This window comes from Ningiella ruwaisensis (assembly GCF_004798935.1).
GTDB lineage: Bacteria > Pseudomonadota > Gammaproteobacteria > Enterobacterales > Alteromonadaceae > Glaciecola > Glaciecola ruwaisensis.
The window spans coordinates 141,797-159,438 of sequence record NZ_RAHT01000005.1 but is presented as its reverse complement, the minus strand read 5'-3'; the positions used below and the strand labels follow the sequence as shown (position 1 = coordinate 159,438).

Below are 17,642 nucleotides of genomic sequence, written 5' to 3'. Positions count from 1 at the left end.
AGCCTGTTTATCTAATTTGCTTTTTCCACTCATAAAGCAGCGCTTGCGCTTCTCTTGGAGAAAGTGCATCTAAATCAATAGTATTCAGTTTTTGCTCCAGCCAGTGCGGACTGTCCAAGCTCATATTAATTTGAGTGGGCTCAGCGTTGTCGCCTGCTCGACTCTCACGCTCTTTAATTGCATTTTCAGCGTGATGATGAACGTGATTTTGCCCAAGATTTTGACTAACGATGGCCTCGTTTTCCAACTGAGCCAGTTTCAATTTTGCAACTTGTATAACCTGTTTAGGCACTCCCGCCAGTTTCGCAACTTGTAAGCCATAGCTTTTGTTTGCGGCTCCTTGCTGCACCTGGTGCATGAACTTTATATCGTCTTTGTGTTCTATGGCGCTTAGATGCACATTTTGAATAAAATCATAATGTTGCGCGAGTTGTGTCAACTCAAAATAATGCGTGGCAAACAAGGTATAGCAGCGGATATGATTGGCTAAATGTTCAGCACATGCCCAAGCTAAAGATAATCCATCAAAGGTCGATGTACCTCGTCCAATTTCGTCCATTAGCACCAAACTGTTTTGGGTGGCGTTGTTAAGTATGTTCGCCGTCTCGGTCATCTCGACCATAAAAGTGGAACGGCCAGAAGCGAGATCATCTGCTGCACCAATACGTGTGAATATTCTGTCGATGGGGCCAATGCGAGCCGAATTCGCCGGAATAAAACAACCTGTGTAGGTCAATAGCACAATTAAGGCTGTTTGGCGCATATAGGTTGATTTACCGCCCATATTTGGCCCGGTAATCATCAACATTTGCGTACTACTGGACACAAAAAGTGGGTTGGCAATAAAGGGCGTACTCATCACATTTTCAACGACCGGGTGACGGCCAGCATCATATTCAATAAGGCTCTCATCGCATAGAATAGGTTTGTTGAGATTGAGGGTATCGGCCCGTTCTGCAAAATTAGCCAGCACATCCAGTTTGGCAACTGCGTTGGCGCAAAGCATTAGCGCTTCAAGTTCAGGCATGATCTGATCAAAGAGCTCATCGAAGAGTCGTTTTTCAAGCGCCAGGGCGCGAGATTGACTGGTAAGAACCTTATCTTCATGCTCCTTTAGCTCTGGAATAATGTAGCGTTCGTTGTTTTTAAGTGTTTGGCGTCTAATATAATCTGCTGGCACTAAATCGCTGCTGGCTCGACTCACTTCAATGTAAAAGCCGTGCACCTTATTGTAATTTACTTTGAGCGTTTGAATGCCTGTGCGAACGCGTTCTCTTTGCTCGAGTTCTTCAAGATAAGATGTCGCGCCTTGCGCTAAGTCGCGCAATTCATCCAGCTGTTCGTTGTAGCCTGGTGCAATTACCCCACCGTCGCGAAGCACCACGGGAGGATTTTCTATAATCGCGTCGTTAAGCAATTGAGCCATTTCAGCAAATTCACTGATTCTGCATTGATAATCACCCACGATAGCGCCTAATTGATTACTTGTTGCCTCGTCATTGCTTTCATTAGCGCTATTCAGATTAAGCTTCGATAGCCATGCCTTTAAAGCCGGAAGTTGATTTAAGGCATGACTTAAACGCGAAAAGTCACGCGGCCGGGCGGAACGTAGTGCGACTCTTGCCAAAATCCGTTCTATATCGCCGATCTCTTTGATGATTGTGTTTAATTCATGGTAATTACACTGGCGAATCGCATCGATGATAATGTGGCGTTTTTTAATTTCTTCTACATCGCGAGTGGGCTGATGTAAAAAACGCTGCAACAGGCGCGAGCCCATATTTGTTGCGGTATTATCTATAACCGAAAGCAAGGTATTGTCTGTTGAGCCGCTTAAGTTACGGGTTAGCTCAAGATTTCGCTGAGTGGCGGCATCCATGTACAAAATTTGGCTATGGTTGTCGTGCGTAATGCGGGTGATATGAGCAAGCTGCGTGCGCTGCGTTTCGTGCACATATTGCAACACACAGCCCGCACAACCAATTGCCAATAAAGACTCGTCAATACCAAATCCGTCTAAATTAAGCGTTGAAAACTGCTGATTAAGTTTATTTAACGCCGTTTGTTGATCAAACTCCCACACGGCTCGTCTCCGCTTACCTTTAAAGCGCTCAAGCAAATGCGTAAACGAAAAGTCTTCAGAATACAAAAGCTCTGCTACTTTGATACGTTCCAGTGCAGCTAAAAATGCATCTTCTCCCACACAGTCCAACACATGAAAGCGTGCACTTGCCAAGTCAATATATGCTATACCAAATACATTTTTATGATGATTTACGGCCGCTAAAACCGCGTCTTGTTTGTCGTCCATTAAGGCTTCGTCAGTTAGCGTCCCGGGCGTTACAATACGTACTACCTTTCGCTCGACGGGGCCTTTACTGGTAGCCGGGTCGCCAATTTGCTCACAAATTGCGACGGATTCGCCCATTTTGACGAGTTTTGCTAAATAGTTTTCAGCAGCATGATAGGGAACGCCTGCCATTGGGATTGGTTCGCCACCTGACTTGCCGCGAGCCGTCAGAGAAATATTAAGCAAGTTTGCAGCTTTTTTCGCATCATCAAAAAAAAGCTCATAAAAATCGCCCATTCTGTAAAACAAAAGAATATCTGGATGCTCGGCTTTTATAGCGAGATATTGGGCCATCATTGGCGTATGTTTTTGAGAGGTGTTTACATCGCTAGTGGAGGAATTAGGCATCATTATTCTTGTTTTCTTGTAGTGAAGTCGTATTCTAAAGCAAAAGTCACCAATTAAAAAAGCTTGTATGCTAACTGCACAATTAAAACAAAAATATGAACTAGCGGAGCGCTTGGGTAGTTTATTAAATACAACGCATAGTACGGTTTGTACTATCGAATCTTGCACCGGTGGAGGCTTGGCGTTTGCCATCACCGACGTGCCCGGTTCATCTGCCTGGATAAATCAGTCATGGGTGACCTATTCAAATGAAGCCAAATCCCAATTAGTGGGAGTAAAAAGCGAAACACTTAAGCATTTTGGAGCGGTATCTCAAGAAGTGGTAACTGAAATGGCGCAAGGCGGACAAGAACGCGCTAATGCAGATTACGCCGTTGCCATTAGTGGCATTGCTGGCCCAAGTGGCGGAAGTGCAGATAAGCCCGTGGGCTTGGTATGGTTTGGCATTGCAAGTCCACAAGGTGTGCAAACCTTCAGCCGCTGTTTTTCGGGGGACCGGCAGCAGGTAAGAGAACAGGCTATTGTACTGGCGCTTGAAAAACTGATCTACTGTATCGTTTCGTCCCAATAAAAGGTATCGCATAATAATGGGTATGCAACACTGTTTGTATACACAAAATAGGTTAATTTAGAGATGAGTTTTGCCATGGAATGCTTAGTTAAAAACTAATTTCCATGTAAATTCATACAGTTATAAAATTTTCTAAATAAAGCGTTGAAACTGTATAGCTATACAGTATACTTCCGATATAAATGATTGCATGTTGATGTTTAAGACCGAAGCGTATTGGCATATTGCAGGTTGCTAAGTGACCATTGCGATGTTCGGTTCTAAAATCTCAGGTAGTGCATATAACGCAGAAAACAACGCAACAAGGATTACTATTGTGAACGATAACAAAAATCAAGCCTTAAATGCTGCACTCGGTCAAATCGAAAAACAGTTTGGTAAGGGCGCTATAATGCGTTTGGGCGACAACCAGGCGATGGATATAGATGCGATTTCAACCGGCTCTTTGAGTATTGACATAGCGCTGGGCATAGGCGGATTACCTTGCGGTCGCGTTGTGGAAATTTATGGCCCGGAGTCATCCGGTAAAACCACTTTAACGTTGCAGGTTATTGCTGAAGCGCAAAAAATGGGTAAGACCTGCGCATTCGTGGATGCAGAACACGCGCTAGATCCTATCTATGCAGAAAAACTGGGCGTTAATATTCAAGACCTTTTGGTTTCTCAGCCTGATACGGGTGAACAAGCCCTTGAAATTTGTGACATGCTAGTGCGTTCAAGTGCAGTAGACGTTGTTATTGTTGACTCGGTTGCGGCGCTTACGCCTAAAGCGGAGATTGAAGGCGACATGGGGGATTCACATGTGGGCTTGCAGGCACGTTTGATGTCTCAGGCGCTTCGTAAACTAACGGCGAATATTAAACGCTCTAACACACTTTGTATTTTCATTAACCAAATTCGTATGAAGATTGGGGTAATGTTTGGTAATCCTGAGACAACAACAGGTGGTAATGCGCTTAAGTTCTATTCTTCTGTGCGATTAGATATCCGTCGAATTGGCGCTATTAAGGATGGAGAGGAAGTTGTTGGTAATGAGACACGCGTTAAAGTTGTTAAAAATAAAGTCGCGCCTCCGTTTAAACAGGCAGAATTCCAAATTATGTACGGTGAAGGTATTTCAAAAGAAGCTGAGTTAATCGATATTGGCGTTAAGCAAAAATATGTTGATAAAGCCGGAGCCTGGTACAGCTATAACGGCAATAGAATTGGTCAGGGCAAAGCAAACGTGGTTAAGTACTTAAAAGAAAACCCTGAAATCGCCAAGGAAATCGAAGACAAAATTCGCGCTGAACTCTTGCTTAAAAAGACAGTTAAGCCCGAAGAACCGAAGGCAGAAACAACGGAGTAAGGTGCGCAAGCAAGTTTTTGCTCACATCTACGAATGTGAGCAAAGCTGCTTTTTTTAAAAGACGTATTTATTAAGATAAGAAATCAATTCGCTGATGCATATTCTTCCAGTTTTCCGGAAATTTGCCCTGCATCACAAATGAGAAAGCAATGAGTTCTGCAATCACATGGTAAAGTGTTTCCGGAATTTCCTGCCCTAAATCAAGTTGAGTCAATACCTCAGTGAGATGCTCGTCTTGATGAATAAAAATACCGTGTTGCTCAGCAAGTGCGATGATTTCCTGAGCAATATCACCACTTCCTTTTGCAAGCACTCTCGGTGCCGCTTTAGTTTTAGAATTTGATTGTCGCTTAGCGCTAGGCACATTCGCATCATATTTTAGTGCGACCGCTTTAGCTGATGGTTTGGCTTTAGTCATGTAGCAGCTCCGTTAAGCATAAGTATGCATTACGTTTAATTCTGTTTTGATTATAGATGCGTCTAATTTGCCCAGGTCACAGGCGTGTCTGCCAATTTCAAGACCGTGAGCTTTAAACCGTTCAAGTAAAAAGGGTAAGTACTTCTCGGTTTGATGCTTAAGCGCATCGTTTGACGCGTATAGATGTAAATCGATCCGCGTATCAATAATCTGCGTTTTCGCCAATACTATGCCGCGCTTACCAATATCTAATTTCATATCAAGCTTCCATGTTTTATTTGCTTCAGCGCTATCCTTATCATTTGAGGGATTTTCACGTTTTATTGCGATTTCGATGTCATTTGCTTGCTTGCTAAATGGATTAGGCAGCGCATAGTAATAGGTTTCCGCCCCTTGTAATGTGGCCTCTGCACTTCTTAATTTTTGTGTATTGTGACTGCTTAACAATTTTCCTATTTCGCTTATAAGTCTCCCTCGCGGATCCGCTTGTGCAAAATCTTGCAATACACGGTTTTGCGTATTTCGCGCTGCCTGCGCAGAGGGCGTTTTCATTCCCTGCAGAGCTTGTGCGATAAGTGGTGTAAGTTGCGCAATTGCCGCTTGTTGCTGAGGGCTTGGCGTAGCGAAAGCGCCGCTTCCAAGCTTATTGGCATGCTGGGCGGCTAGCGAAAGCTTTAGCACGTTAAGCAAACCATCAATTAAGCTGCTAGCTTGCACACTTTTTTGTGTGAACGCTTCATTAGATAAGCTATGCGGAAACAACTGAGTTACCGCGGATGCGCTCAATAATTCACGCAGTGCGTTGGCACCGCTCCATTGGAGTAGTTCGTTGCGATTTTTCGTACTATCGTTCGCGCTATTTTCAGTGTTTTTTATTTCAGTGCTGTTTGTTGAAGTATTGAAGAAACTTTCATACGAGCTCAAGCTATTTAGCTGCTTGAATAGTGGTAGCAATAACTGTCGCACCTCACTGCCACTTTGTAAACCAACTTGTTTAATCACGGTGAGCAGGTTGTTTACATTCTCTGTGCTTTTTTCAGAGTGCGAAAGGGTATGATTCAGTGCGTTTTTTACCGCATCCAAAAATTGAGAAGGCGTTACAGAACGCCCTTCAATGTTCATTCCTTTTCCCGAACTTACAACATTCTCTGTTTTGTATAGCTGAGATGCGTCATTTGCTTGAGTCGATACCGTTTCCTGAGAAAGTCCCAAGTTTGCTGAAAGTTTAGCCAGTGAATTTGCCGAATGAGCTGTTCGCGTGTTTTTTGAGCTGCTTGTTTGCATCAGCGATTGCGTATCAATATTCACAATCAGAGGCTTTTCGACCACACTAAGATTAACTATTGGGTTGTGCGCTTCGCTAGCTTGCTTATCGTTAGCGATAAGTAAACGAGCATCATTCAAGCGATTTACATCTATGTTTGAGCGGATCTGCTGGGCAAAGTCTTTTGGCAGCGCATTTAGAAGTTGGCTGCTTAAATTTTGCACTATAGCATGCTTTAATGGATGGCTAAAAAGCATGTGTTTACTTAAATTTTGAAACGCCTCATACAAAAAACGATTGTTTTTATTGGCTGCAAGTAATTCGCTCTGATTAAGCGCGTAGCTTTTATTGTGCGCTGACGACTGAATATCTAAGGACTTTATCACCTGGCTTTTTAATGAAGCAGTCGTTGAAGCAGACGACGAAGAAAAAGACGGAGCTGCCAGTTCAATGTTTACTGTAGCTCCAGGCTTTATCGAAAATTCAGCCAATTTTGCAGAGTCTATTGGCAAAATCAGATTTTTGTTACCAATTGCTGCAAGTGCATTTGGCTTAAGATTTAAAGCAACTAAAAGATTTGAAATGTTGTTACCGCCATTTTGAATCGCTTTAAGTTTGCCAACAAGCGTTAATTCGATAAGTGGCTTGCCCTTGCCAACGGCACTGGCACTGATATTTTGAGCCAAGGCGGTGAGTTTTGGATCAGTCACACTAAATGTGCTTTGCGCGCTAACTTTTAGTGGAACTGCATGGGTGACTGACAGATTAAGCTCTGGCCATGATTTAATAAGCGCGTTATTTTGTTGAGAAGAAATATGAGTAGGTACTGAGGCTAACTTATTATCACCGGGGATGCCTGCAACTCCCTTGTCGCTTGCAGGCTGGCCCGCATTCGCGCTTGATGAATGATTGGCAGATAGCAGTCTGAATTGAATATGTTTGTTATTTGCACTGATTAGAACAAGCTGATCGGCTCGCTTGATTGCAGGTGAATTTGCACCTGCATAATGGTTTAAATTACTGCCAGCATCAGCGTCTGATGCATTCGCAAAGCTCAAAGCACTTCGCTGAATGCTGTATTGCTGCTTATTTGCGTTATCTTGCAGAACAACTTGTGATGCGTTTGCGCTTAACACAGTAAAACTTACGGCCGTTTTACTGTAGCCTACCTTTAAACTCTGGTTACCATTTACCATAGAATGCTGAGACGCCGCAGCATCAGCAAGTTTATTTAAGGTTTTAATGGAAGGGATCGCATTTTCGCTCATGCTTTTTTATCGGCACAATCGAGTAAAGCTCAAGCGCTTTGCTTCACAGATTGTGTACAGTCTGGTTTCTTCAGTTTGACTACAAATGACCTGAATCAAAAAAACACAAAAAAGTTGACTAAACACGAATTTTCCGACGAATTTATATCAGCTTTGTCGTAGGTTAGCCTCTTGTTTTTATGCTAGTATTTGCGCGTTTTTAGTTTACGAGAATAGCTGTTGTCTGTTTTATCTGCCCGGAACTTAAGTTGTGAAAAACAAGATCGTATCTTGTTTGAATCGGTGTCTTTGCATCTGGCGCCGGGCGAACTTGTGTTGCTCAGGGGCGAAAACGGGGCAGGGAAAACAAGCCTGCTGAGAATTTTAGTGGGCTTGAGTCAAGCGCAAAGCGGTGAGGTATTCATTAATGGCATCAATGTTCATGATGACATTGCGCATGCCAGTCAAAAACTGCTTTATTTTGGCCATAAGCTTGGCATGAGCGCTCTGCTTAGCCCCGTTGAGAACTTACGTTTTTGGTGTAAGCAACATCAATTACGCGTGAAAGATGAGCAAATCATTGCAGTACTTGAGCTTTTAGGTTTAGAAGGGCTCGACATGTTGCCGGTAAAACATCTTTCAGCCGGGCAGCAGCGTCGTGTTTCGCTGGCTCGCTTGTGGCTCTCGGAGCACTCAGGTCATAGTAATCTGTGGATACTGGATGAACCAATGACCGCACTTGATATTCAGATCATCGCGCAACTTGAAAACAAAATCACCGCGTTTTTAAAGCAAGGCGGTAGCGTATTGATGACATCACATCAACCGCTGAAGCTTGAGCACCCCATGCGTGAATTTACTCTGGAGTATCGCTGGTGAGTATGCTGAGCGTTCTCACTTCATTTGCAAAGCGCGACTTTGCTTTAGCTTATCGCCAGCGGGCAGAGTTAATGCAACCACTGATGTTTTTTGTGATGGTAATTACTCTCTTTCCTCTGGCGATTGGGCCATCCCCTGAAATTTTACAACGTGTAAGCGGCGCGGTGGTGTGGGTTGCTGCTATTTTATCGCTTTTATTGGGAATGGAGCGCATGTTTCGTGATGACTTCATGGACGGCACACTGGAACAATATACCTTAAGCACAACACCACTTTATGCCATTGTTCTTGTAAAAGTCGCCGTTCACTGGGTAGTGCACATTGTGCCTTTGCTCGTATTGTCTCCCTTATTAGCCTTGTTTTTAAACATGAGCCTGCCAATGTATGTCGCGCTGATTGCTACCTTACTTTTAGGTACGCCCGTCATTAGCTTAATCGGCGCGATAGGAGTGGCTTTAACCGTTGGTTTACAACGAAGTGGTGTCTTAGTGGCGCTTTTGCTTATTCCTTTGTTTATTCCGTTGCTTATTTTTGCCACTTCCGCGATAGATTCGGCTTCCTTGCAATTACCTTATGGCTTTCAACTTGGTATCATGGCGGCATTGGCTTTATTTACCTTAGCGGCCGCGCCTGCGGCAATAGCCTATTCATTAAGAGTGAGTCAAAATTGATGTGGAAATGGTTTAACGCATATGCAAAACCCGATAAGGCTTACGAGCTTTGTAATCAATTATTCCCCTGGTTTATGGTGCTAGCATGCGTTGCCTTACCTTTGGGAATGGTTTGGGGCCTTGCGTTTGCGCCAACTGATTATCAACAATTTGATGTTTATCGCATCATTTATATTCATGTCCCTAGCTCAACGCAATCAATGACTGCGTATATTGCCATGGCGGTAGCGGCTTTTGTTGGTGTGGTGTGGCAATGGCGAACGGCACTTACTGCAATGATTGCCATCGCACCTGTTGGTGCTGTGATTACTTTCATCTCGCTGTTTACAGGTGCAGTGTGGGGGAAGCCAACGTGGGGAACTTACTGGATATGGGATGCAAGGCTTACTTCGCAACTGATTTTACTGTTTTTATATCTTGGCGTTATCGCGCTTTATGTGTCGTTTGACGATAAACAACAAGGCGGAAAAGCGGCCGCGATCATGGCAATGGTCGGCGTGATTAATATTCCTATTATCAAGTATTCTGTCGAGTGGTGGAATACGCTTCATCAGCCGGCAAGTATCAGTAAAATTGACAAACCTTCCATGCCGGCTGATATGGCGATACCGCTTGTAATTTCTATTCTTGGCATGGTGGGTTTTATAGGCGCGGTAGTGCTCATTCGCCTTAAAACAGAATTAATCAAGCGAGATGCGCATCGACCTTGGGTGTCTGAATTTTTAAACAACACTGGACATAAACTGCATCGCATTCCCGGGCGAACTTATGCCTTAATTGCCGGTCTTATACTGGCCTTGGTTCTTGTCTATTTAATGTGGCAAGCAGGCTTTAAATTCAGCTCTGGCCAAGCCTTTTTTGACATGGGCGGCAGGGGCTTTTTTGTGTGGTTAAGTTATGCAGTTAGTTTACTTGCCATGCTTGCGCTTGCGTGGCAAAGCAAGTTTATGTCAAAAGCGGTGCGCGATTATGTTGCTCAGCAGCAGGCGCGAGCGGCTCGCATTATTGCGGCAAGAGAGAAGCGCAAACAATCCCGAAATGTTAAAACCAATCCGATAGAAACGAATTAGGAAGTAAAGCATGAATAAAAGACGTAAGCAGCGCCTTTTTGCGGCATCGAGTATTTTGATATTGCTATCAGCGGCGGTCGGCATCATGCTTTACACCCTCAACGACAGTATTGATGTGTTTTACACACCATCTGAAATCCACAATGGTAAAGACAAAACGGGCGTTATGCCGCAAATTGGACAGCGAATACGCATCGGTGGATTAGTGGTACCCGGCAGCGTAGAGCGCGATAACGATACTTTGGCAGTAAGTTTTGACCTCATCGATACCGGCCCCAAAGTCACAGTGAGATACAGCGGTATTTTGCCCGACTTGTTTCGGGAAGGGCAGGGCATTGTGGCAACAGGTATTCTTGAGCAAAGCACCTTAATTGTTGCGCAAGAAGTGCTTGCCAAGCACGATGAGGAGTATATGCCGCCTGAACTGGCAGAAAAGCTCGGCATTCATCATAAAAAGCCGGAACAAAATCAAACAAGCCAACTACAAAATGCGAATCAAAACGAGGCGAGCTACTAATGTTTGCAGAGTTTGTACCAGAAATAGGTAACCTTACCCTTGTAATTGCCCTCGTGCTCTCTATTTTGCTGGCGGTGTATCCGCTGTGGGGGGCGCAAACAAATAATCAGACCTTAATGCAAATGGCGCGCCCGCTCACGTGGGGATTGTTTGTGTTTACCCTGATTGCCTATCTCTGCTTGACTTATGCCTTTATTACTGACGATTTCAGTTTGAATTATGTTGCGCAAAACTCCAATTCCAAGCTACCCATCTATTACAAAATAACAGCCGTTTGGGGCGGTCATGAAGGTTCGTTTTTGCTTTGGGTGTTGATTTTTGCGGTATGGGCCTTGGCCGTCGCGCTTTTTTCTAAAGGCATACCTGAGGCGATGGTAGCGCGAGTATTATCTGTGTTAGGCATGGTGAGCATTTCGTTTTATCTGTTTATGCTAATTACCTCTAACCCCTTCGATAGCATGCTGCCGTTTTTCCCTGTTGATGGGCGAGATTTAAATCCGCTGTTGCAAGATTTTGGCATGATCATTCATCCGCCCATGCTTTACATGGGCTATGTTGGTTTTTCAGTGGCTTTCGCATTTGCTATTGCTGCGCTCATTGGTGGACAGCTCGACTCAACCTGGGCCCGATGGTCCAGACCATGGACTATTGCAGCTTGGGCATTTTTGACTTTGGGGATTGCTTTGGGAAGTTGGTGGGCCTATTACGAACTTGGCTGGGGAGGCTGGTGGTTTTGGGATCCGGTCGAAAACGCCTCTTTTATGCCTTGGTTAGTTGGTACAGCATTGATGCATAGTCTGGCCGTGACCGAAAAGCGCAAAGTCTTCAAATCCTGGACCGTGTTATTGGCAATTGCCGCTTTCTCTCTCAGTTTATTAGGCACCTTTTTAGTTCGCTCTGGCGTATTGGTATCGGTGCATTCTTTTGCAAGCGATCCTTCCAGAGGATTATTCATTCTTGGCTTACTGGTTGTGGTTATTGGTGCATCTTTACTGCTTTATGCATTTAGAGCCTCTCAGCTTAAAAGCGTTGGGCGTTACGATATTTTCTCTCGTGAGATGATGCTCATGGGCAATAACGTATTGCTCGTCGCCGCGACCATTGTCGTGCTGTTGGGAACCTTATTTCCGCTGGTACACAAAGAGATTGGTTTGGGCACAATTTCAATTGGCGCGCCGTTTTTCAATCAAATGTTCACTTTGCTGATTGTGCCATTTGTTTTGTTTTTAGGTATTGGACCATTGTCTCGGTGGAAGCGTCAGCAACCTGAGGCATTGCGCAACCAACTGATCTTCGCCTTTATTTTAGCCTTGAGCGCGGGCTTGCTCATCAATGCCACTTACGATGAACAAACCTATATGGGAGCACTTGGTTTGGTGATGAGTTTTTGGATTTTGATTGGGACTGTGCTTGAAGTCAGGCAGCGCGTGCTTGCACAAACATCAAACAGAAGCGACTTGTCGTTTATGGCTTCGCTAGGAAAACTCAGCCGCAGTCATTGGGGCATGATTTTAGGTCATGTTGGCTTTGCCATATGCCTAATTGGTATTACTTTGGTAAGTAATTATGAGCTAGAGCGCGACCTGAGAATGGAAGCTGGCCAGCGCGTGACGATTGCCGATTATGAGGTCGAGTTTACCGGTGTAAAAGAAGTCAGAGGGCCTAACTACATATCTGATAAGGGTATATTTGATGTATATAAAGATGGCGAGAAGGTATCGCATCTGGAGCCGGAAAAGCGTTTTTACACAGTGCAGCGCATGACCATGACTGAGGCCGGAATTCATACCACACTTACTCGCGACTTATTTGTGGCGCTTGGTGAGCCCCTCGATAATGGAGCGTGGGCAGTCAGATTATATTACAAGCCTTTTGTAGTATGGATATGGGGCGGTGCTTTTGTAATGTGTATAGGCGGTGTGTTTTCTATTTTAGATAAGCGCTATCGCATTAAAAAAATTGCCAAAGTAAAAGATATGTTTGCTGGCAATGGAGGCAGCAATGCGAATGTGCAGCCTTCTCGGGACTCAATTGCTCAAACTAATGCTAAAGAAAGTGAGGCTGGGGCATGAAGCGTCTAAGCTGGTTTTTACTTCCATTTATTTTGTTTTTAGGTTTAAGCGTGTTTTTGTTTAAAGGCCTGTTTTCAGATCCTACAGAGCGCGAGTCTGAAGTTTTGGCAGAGCCTTTTCCTGCTTTTAAACTGCCTGACCTCATGGATGAGAGCATCATTTATGATAATCGCATTTTTGATGGTGAAATCACGCTTATCAATGTTTGGGGAGTATGGTGTATAACCTGCGCTATCGAATTACCCTATTTGACCGAGTTAAGTCAGCAGGGCATTCGGTTTGTGGGGCTTTATTATGATCAGGATATTGACCCGGACTTTGGCACAAAAACCATTAATCGCGTGCGAAGCGAGGTGAGAGAAACATTAGGGCGCTATGGCAACCCCTTTGAGTTTAATATTTTTGACGTGTATCGAGATACGGCGCTCGATTTAGGCGTAACCGGTGCACCCGAAACATTTTTGGTTGACCGCAACGGCGTCATTCGAGTGCATCATTTAGGGGATGTAAACCCGCGGGTGTGGGCTGCAAAATTTCAACCTGTGTTGGATGAACTTCAAGGGCAGGTGGAGGAAGGATGATGCGATATCGAACTAATCTGCCGTTTGCGATGCGGTTCATACTTTCTTGTCTTGCCTTTTGGGCTCTTCTCGCAATTTCTGCAATTTTTGCGGATTCTGCAATTGCTCAGCAAGCGACAAATGAAAATGCCGAAGAAAACACGCCGGATATTACTGCCCAAGGGTCCGAATTTCAGGTTGTTGACAAACCGGCTTCATTCATTGAAGGCTACGCTGAAAATTATGCGTTTACCGACCCTAAAGATCGTAAAACTTTTTTAAAATTAACAGAAGAATTACGCTGTCCTAAATGTCAAAATCAAAATATCGCAGACTCTGACGCGCCGATAGCACATGACATGCGTCGAAAAGTGTACCAATTAATGCGAGAAGGCAAGGATGAATCAGAAGTGATTTCGTGGATGAAGCAGCGTTATGGTGATTTTGTTCATTATCAACCCCCTGTAAATGCGGCAACGGTCTGGCTTTGGTTGGTGCCCATTCTTTTCGCATTTGCCATGCTGTTTATGTTTATCAAACGACGTAAACAAGTCGATGATAGCGATGTAGAGGCTCGCCTTGCGAGAGCAGAAGAGCTGTTAAAGGAAGAATAAGTGACTGAATTTTTTATTATAGCGGCGGTGCTAGTGGCATTGTCGACTTTGTTTATTTTTGTACCACTGTTACTCACGTCAAAACAAAATAAAGCCAAAATAAAGCGTATACACGTTACGAATGCTAACGTGGTGAAGCAGCGTATTAGCGAGCTAGATCGAGAAGTCGAAGAAGGACTTATCTCCGAAAAAGACAAGCTCAGTGCGGTAAAGGAACTAAAACTGGCACTTGTTGAAGAAACGGAACGACTACAAGGTGTGCGTATACATAAAGACGCGCTCGATGCTATAGAAAGTGCTTCAGAAAATGCTTCAAAAGCAACCCAAGATGCAAATAAAAAGAGTGCGATTAACTGGCCCATGCTCGGCTTATTGGCAATACCCGCCCTAGTTGTAGGTGTTTGGGTATATCTTAATGCGAATCAGCTCGATGGATTACAGGAATATTTGGCAGCTCAAGAGGATGCTGCTGAGCTCACGCGAAAAATAACTGGCCAGGCAGGCTTGGGCGCAGGTGTTGAAGTCACGCCAAACGATTACGCCAAATTTGCCCTGGTTATCCGCAAACGCCTTCGCGAGTCTCCCGAAGATATTGAAGGATGGCGCTTACTTGGTCAGGTACAAATGGCGATAGGCAGAATGGAAGAGTCTGTTGCTGCGTTTGAAAAGGCTTTGGATATAGAGCCACGAAATTTAGGCTTACGAGAAAAATACGCACAGGCGCTAATGGCGCAAGGTACAGAAGATAGCCTTGAAAACGCGAAGCGGCAAGTGACCTACTTGGTCAACCTTGAACCGGATAATCGTGATTATCGATTGTTGCTTACTGTGGTAGCCACTCAACTTGGCGATACCGAACTTGCGCTCAATAATTTTGTGATGATCCGCGATCAACTCTCGCCTCAAAGTAGCTTTTATCAATCTCTAGTGTCGCAACTTATAAGCATAGGCGTACCGGAGAATCTAATCTTGCAAGGCAACAATACGCAAAGCTTGGCTTCTGAAATCGCGGCTTCAGAAAACACGATTGAAGAGAAAGACTCGCAATTGTCTGCTCAGTCAGAAGACGCACCTACTCAACTTGTACTAAATATTGATTTAGATAAATCCTTGCAATCCAAGTTGCCCGCCAGTGGGTATCTAATAGTATTCGCTCAGAACGCAGATAACCAGTCGCGTGTTCCGCTAGCGGTGAATCGGACAAGCTTAAGTGCTTTTTCGTCCCAATTTCCGCTTCAAGTGATGCTTTCTGATGAAGATGCGATGATGCCAGGGGTGACGCTTTCTTCTGCCAACAATGTTAAGATCACGGCGCGAATTTCAGCAGATGCGGATGTTATGCCAAGTAGTGGTGAGCTACAGGGCGAAATTTCGCAACTTGCTATAGAGCAAGGAAAACTAAGTGAGCATCGTTTGCTAATTAATAAGGAATTGTAAGTGAAAATGAGCAAAGCTTGGCGAACAAGTATTTTATTTATAGGGATCACGCTCTTAAGTGCTTGCACAAGTAGTCAGCGCGAGCAGTTTGAAGAAGCGAGAATCAATCAAGCACAGGAAGACAGAACAACAGTCAGCGACCCGTTTGAGCCTGTTAACCGGGTAGTCTGGGATTTTAACCGAGATGTGCTAGATCGTTTTATACTCAAACCTGTTACTCAAGGATATGTTGCAATTACCCCCATGCCGGTTAGAAACGGTTTGCTGAATGCCTCGGAAAATATTCAGGAGCCTGCAAACGTGATAAATAACTTTCTGCAGGGTAAGCCTTCAGATTCCTTTGCCAGTTTCAGCCGCTTTGTCATCAATTCAACCATCGGCATATTTGGATTGTTCGATGTCGCCGAATCAATGGGTATAGAGCGACAGGAAGAGGATTTTAATCAAGTGCTGGGTAATTTAGGCATTGGAACCGGTCCGTATATTATGTTACCCATTTTAGGTCCAAGCGATGTGAGGAATTTTACCGGAGAGATGGTAGACCGGTTTTATTGGCCTGAAACCGTGCTAGCGGATCAATATGCCGTAGGCGCAGCGGTTGTTCGATTACTGGAAACACGTGCAACCTTACTTGATCAGGAAGCTAATTTGGAGCGCGCCCTTGACCAATACTTATTTGTAAGAGATGCCTATTTTCAGCGCTCGGCCTTTGAGTTAAGTGATGGAAAGTTTGGCCAGCGCACCGAAGAAGAGATACAGGAAGAAGCCGAAGATTTTGAGGACTTTGAGTCTTTGTTCGAAGATGGCGAGTAGTTTTACTCGCCACTCTGTACTCTTTACTCGCTACTCGCCTTGCATTCCTTTATAACCATTTGGGTTTTGACTTTGCCAGCGCCATGAGTCTTCACACATTTCTTGCAGGTTTTTTTGCGCTACCCAGCCAAGCTCGTTTTTTGCAAGCGTTGGATCTGCATAACATGATGCAACATCACCTGCTCTGCGAGGGGCAATTTTGTAGGGGACTTTTTGTCCACTTGCGTCTTCAAATGCTTTGACCATATCAAGAACGCTGTAACCTTGACCTGTTCCCAAATTACAAACAAATAATCCGGCTTTATCGTTTATTTTCTTCAAGGCTTTTAAATGTCCATCCGCTAAGTCTTCCACGTGGATATAATCACGCACACCTGTACCATCAGGTGTATTGTAATCATCACCAAACACACTTAAGTACTCGCGTTTTCCGGTAGCAACTTGCGTTATGAAAGGCATCAGGTTATTCGGGATGCCGTTTGGATCTTCCCCAATGGTGCCAGAAATATGTGCGCCAACCGGATTAAAGTAACGAAGCAGCACGATATTCCAGTCATTATCGGCTTTATAAAAGTCTTTTAGTATCAGTTCGACCATAAGCTTGGACATGCCATATGGATTGGTTGGCGTACCAGTGGGGAGGCCTTCATGTAAGGGCAATTCTACAGGATCGCCGTACACAGTTGCAGACGAGCTAAACACGATGTTCTTCACATTATGAGCCGCCATTACTTTACATAGATTTAAGGTGCCGTAGACATTATTTTCATAGTACAAAGCGGGTTTTTCAACAGATTCGCCAACGGCTTTCAACCCAGCAAAGTGAATTACAGCACTAAAATCATGGTTTTTGAATAAGGCGTTTAGCGCAGTTTCATCGCGAATGTCACCTTCTATAAGCGGGATTTTTTTGCCGCAGAGTGATTCAACGCGAGTCAGACTTTCTCTCGATGAATTAGAAAAGTTGTCTAGGACAAGCACATCGTAGCCGGCGTTTACTAACTGAAGAACAGTGTGACTGCCTATGTATCCACTGCCTCCTGTAACCAATACTGTATTCATTCATCATCCTTTTTGTTTGAGGGTGTTCCCTTTTGCGTATCTGCATCTGCGTTTTGTTTAGGCTGCGGCGGTAAATGCTTGACTGCCATGGAATATTGTAAGGGCTTAACTAATAAAGGATAGAGTAAAAGTATGAGCGCTGCCCATGCCAGTGACCACCAACTCTCGACTACTCGCAAAACCAATACAAATACAGGTATTAAGACCAAAAGCTTGAGAATGTTTAATAAGGTTTTTTCCGGAACCGGCATTTTATTCGACGCTTGTTCAATGATGCGCATTCGCTCAGTAAGCGGCAAATTCTCAAGACCCGGTATTTTTTTTGTGGAGGTATAAATCTTCACATCGTTCCTTTTTTATCAAAGAATTGGCGTTATTAATTTCATTTACCATAGCATATT

General features: G+C 44.2%; 16 protein-coding genes and 1 pseudogene. 12 read left to right on the top strand and 5 right to left on the bottom strand.

Annotation, left to right across the window (positions count from 1 at the left end):
* Nucleotides 1-7: 7 nt before the first annotated feature.
* The gene (gene mutS / locus D6V41_RS11695) at nt 8-2,698 is read right to left on the bottom strand and encodes a DNA mismatch repair protein MutS (RefSeq protein WP_136251891.1); all 2,691 of its coding nucleotides are present in this window, start codon (nt 2,696-2,698) and stop codon (nt 8-10) included.
* A 67-nt stretch (nt 2,699-2,765) separates the two neighbouring features.
* Here mutS and D6V41_RS11690 point away from each other — a divergent pair, with 67 nt between their 5' ends.
* Together D6V41_RS11690 and recA are read left to right on the top strand one after the other, a co-directional pair.
* A complete protein-coding gene (locus D6V41_RS11690; RefSeq protein ID WP_136251705.1) occupies nt 2,766-3,269 on the top strand; it encodes a CinA family protein in 504 nt (167 codons plus the stop codon).
* A gap of 316 nt (nt 3,270-3,585) precedes the next feature.
* The gene (gene recA / locus D6V41_RS11685) at nt 3,586-4,617 is read left to right on the top strand and encodes a recombinase RecA (protein WP_136251704.1); all 1,032 of its coding nucleotides are present in this window, start codon (nt 3,586-3,588) and stop codon (nt 4,615-4,617) included.
* Nucleotides 4,618-4,687: 70 nt separating this feature from the next.
* Here recA and D6V41_RS11680 read toward each other — a convergent pair whose 3' ends face one another.
* Nucleotides 4,688-5,035 carry an EscU/YscU/HrcU family type III secretion system export apparatus switch protein gene (locus tag D6V41_RS11680; RefSeq protein ID WP_136251703.1) on the bottom strand — a complete coding sequence of 116 codons (348 nt, stop codon included), beginning with the start codon at nt 5,033-5,035 and terminating at the stop codon, nt 4,688-4,690.
* A 12-nt stretch (nt 5,036-5,047) separates the two neighbouring features.
* On the bottom strand, nt 5,048-7,567 hold the full coding sequence (locus tag D6V41_RS11675; RefSeq protein ID WP_136251702.1) for a hypothetical protein: 2,520 nt from the start codon (nt 7,565-7,567) through the stop codon (nt 5,048-5,050).
* Nucleotides 7,568-7,786: 219 nt separating this feature from the next.
* Here D6V41_RS11675 and ccmA point away from each other — a divergent pair, with 219 nt between their 5' ends.
* From ccmA to D6V41_RS11630, 10 genes and pseudogenes are all read left to right on the top strand, one after another.
* Nucleotides 7,787-8,425 carry a cytochrome c biogenesis heme-transporting ATPase CcmA gene (gene ccmA / locus D6V41_RS11670; protein ID WP_136251701.1) on the top strand — a complete coding sequence of 213 codons (639 nt, stop codon included), beginning with the start codon at nt 7,787-7,789 and terminating at the stop codon, nt 8,423-8,425.
* A 2-nt stretch (nt 8,426-8,427) separates the two neighbouring features.
* Nucleotides 8,428-9,096: a heme exporter protein CcmB gene (gene ccmB, locus D6V41_RS11665; protein ID WP_136251890.1), complete on the top strand. Its 669-nt coding sequence runs from the start codon at nt 8,428-8,430 to the stop codon at nt 9,094-9,096.
* Nucleotides 9,096-9,824, top strand: a pseudogene (locus tag D6V41_RS11660) (heme ABC transporter permease); the annotation flags it as partial. The gene ccmB and the pseudogene D6V41_RS11660, both read left to right, overlap by 1 nt.
* A gap of 87 nt (nt 9,825-9,911) precedes the next feature.
* Nucleotides 9,912-10,166 carry a heme exporter protein CcmD gene (ccmD, locus tag D6V41_RS18375; protein WP_168711029.1) on the top strand — a complete coding sequence of 85 codons (255 nt, stop codon included), beginning with the start codon at nt 9,912-9,914 and terminating at the stop codon, nt 10,164-10,166.
* 10 nt (nt 10,167-10,176) lie between these two features.
* Complete coding sequence (ccmE, locus tag D6V41_RS11655) at nt 10,177-10,683, top strand: cytochrome c maturation protein CcmE (RefSeq protein ID WP_136251699.1); 507 nt, start codon at nt 10,177-10,179, stop codon at nt 10,681-10,683.
* Complete coding sequence (locus D6V41_RS11650) at nt 10,683-12,755, top strand: heme lyase CcmF/NrfE family subunit (RefSeq protein WP_136251698.1); 2,073 nt, start codon at nt 10,683-10,685, stop codon at nt 12,753-12,755. Before ccmE ends, D6V41_RS11650 begins: the two co-directional genes overlap by 1 nt.
* Nucleotides 12,752-13,336 (top strand): redoxin family protein, encoded by a 585-nt coding sequence (locus D6V41_RS11645; protein ID WP_136251697.1) that lies wholly within the window; start codon nt 12,752-12,754, stop codon nt 13,334-13,336. The genes D6V41_RS11650 and D6V41_RS11645 overlap by 4 nt, the downstream gene beginning before the upstream one ends.
* The gene (locus D6V41_RS11640) at nt 13,333-13,929 is read left to right on the top strand and encodes a cytochrome c-type biogenesis protein (protein WP_241664529.1); all 597 of its coding nucleotides are present in this window, start codon (nt 13,333-13,335) and stop codon (nt 13,927-13,929) included. The genes D6V41_RS11645 and D6V41_RS11640 overlap by 4 nt, the downstream gene beginning before the upstream one ends.
* On the top strand, nt 13,930-15,366 hold the full coding sequence (gene ccmI / locus D6V41_RS11635; protein WP_136251696.1) for a c-type cytochrome biogenesis protein CcmI: 1,437 nt from the start codon (nt 13,930-13,932) through the stop codon (nt 15,364-15,366).
* A 6-nt stretch (nt 15,367-15,372) separates the two neighbouring features.
* Nucleotides 15,373-16,179, top strand: a complete 807-nt coding sequence (locus D6V41_RS11630; protein ID WP_136251695.1) for an MlaA family lipoprotein — start codon at nt 15,373-15,375, stop codon at nt 16,177-16,179.
* 30 nt (nt 16,180-16,209) lie between these two features.
* Here the strand turns inward: D6V41_RS11630 and galE are convergent, their stop codons facing one another.
* Nucleotides 16,210-17,241: a UDP-glucose 4-epimerase GalE gene (gene galE, locus D6V41_RS11625; RefSeq protein ID WP_136251694.1), complete on the bottom strand. Its 1,032-nt coding sequence runs from the start codon at nt 17,239-17,241 to the stop codon at nt 16,210-16,212.
* Complete coding sequence (locus D6V41_RS11620) at nt 17,238-17,585, bottom strand: DUF6170 family protein (RefSeq protein WP_136251693.1); 348 nt, start codon at nt 17,583-17,585, stop codon at nt 17,238-17,240. Before D6V41_RS11620 ends, galE begins: the two co-directional genes overlap by 4 nt.
* Between the last annotated feature and the right edge of the window lie 57 nt (nt 17,586-17,642).

Coding starts and splice junctions, on each gene's coding strand:
- mutS (WP_136251891.1), bottom strand. CDS start 2,698: ATGCCTAATTCCTCCACTAGCGATGTAAACACCTCTCAAAAACATACG.
- D6V41_RS11690 (WP_136251705.1), top strand. CDS start 2,766: ATGCTAACTGCACAATTAAAACAAAAATATGAACTAGCGGAGCGCTTG.
- D6V41_RS11680 (WP_136251703.1), bottom strand. CDS start 5,035: ATGACTAAAGCCAAACCATCAGCTAAAGCGGTCGCACTAAAATATGAT.
- D6V41_RS11675 (WP_136251702.1), bottom strand. CDS start 7,567: ATGAGCGAAAATGCGATCCCTTCCATTAAAACCTTAAATAAACTTGCT.
- ccmB (WP_136251890.1), top strand. CDS start 8,428: ATGCTGAGCGTTCTCACTTCATTTGCAAAGCGCGACTTTGCTTTAGCT.
- ccmD (WP_168711029.1), top strand. CDS start 9,912: ATGTGGCAAGCAGGCTTTAAATTCAGCTCTGGCCAAGCCTTTTTTGAC.
- ccmE (WP_136251699.1), top strand. CDS start 10,177: ATGAATAAAAGACGTAAGCAGCGCCTTTTTGCGGCATCGAGTATTTTG.
- D6V41_RS11650 (WP_136251698.1), top strand. CDS start 10,683: ATGTTTGCAGAGTTTGTACCAGAAATAGGTAACCTTACCCTTGTAATT.
- D6V41_RS11645 (WP_136251697.1), top strand. CDS start 12,752: ATGAAGCGTCTAAGCTGGTTTTTACTTCCATTTATTTTGTTTTTAGGT.
- D6V41_RS11640 (WP_241664529.1), top strand. CDS start 13,333: ATGATGCGATATCGAACTAATCTGCCGTTTGCGATGCGGTTCATACTT.
- D6V41_RS11630 (WP_136251695.1), top strand. CDS start 15,373: ATGAGCAAAGCTTGGCGAACAAGTATTTTATTTATAGGGATCACGCTC.
- galE (WP_136251694.1), bottom strand. CDS start 17,241: ATGAATACAGTATTGGTTACAGGAGGCAGTGGATACATAGGCAGTCAC.